The 839-nt window shown below is 42.4% G+C and carries 1 pseudogene; it reads right to left on the bottom strand.

The features are described 5' to 3' along the window. Positions 1-328: 328 nt before the first annotated feature. Positions 329-839, bottom strand: a pseudogene (locus tag LD39_RS21175) (type I glutamate--ammonia ligase); the annotation flags it as partial.

Here is an 839-nt window from a genome sequence, read left to right as displayed (position 1 = left end):
TTTGGAACGCATCCACGAATGTTTCAATCGGTTTCACACCTCACAAAAAACGAACATATGTTCTTTATTCTATTATTATGAAGTGAACCACGATTTGTATAATAGAAATATGTAAAATTTACGCTTTCAAAAACCTCCGTGTGATTTCTTATAATTAAATATCTTTGGCAAGGAGATTACATTTAACTTCCTTTTTTGGTTACAGGAAATTCTGGTTTTAATCGAACGCCTAATCCTCCCCACTTACAGCCTTGCAAACCATGAACATCGTTTGACTAAGTCTATGTAAAAAGAAAAACCCCCGACAACGTCGGAGGTTTACTTTAACTTAATACGTTTGTAAGTATTGCTCGCGCTCCCATGGATGAACTTGAGTACGGAACATATCCCACTCAATTTCTTTTGCTTCGATGAAATGCTCGAATAAGTGCTCACCAAGAGCTTCTATCATAATCGGATCCTGCTGAAGCTCCTCTAACGCATCATAAAGCGTTGCAGGCAGGTCTTTAATGCCGTGAGCTTCACGCTCTTTCTTATTCATGACGTAGATGTTACGGTCCACTGGTGTTGGAGCTTCCAGTTTATTTTCAACTCCGTCAAGTCCTGCAGCCAGTAACACAGACATAGCCATATAAGGGTTGGCAGATGGGTCTACACTGCGCACTTCAATTCTAGTGCTAAGACCACGAGATGTCGGTACACGGACAAGCGGGCTACGGTTTCGCCCGGACCAAGCTACATAACACGGAGCTTCGTATCCAGGTACAAGACGCTTATAAGAGTTCACCGTCGGGTTTGTGACAGCAGTGAAGTTCGTCGCATGCTTAATAATACCCGCC

It is taken from the genome of Halobacillus sp. BBL2006 (assembly GCF_000786645.1).
In the GTDB taxonomy this organism is placed as follows: Bacteria; Bacillota; Bacilli; order Bacillales; family Halobacillaceae; genus Halobacillus.
This window is presented reverse-complemented; position numbering and strand designations above follow the sequence as displayed.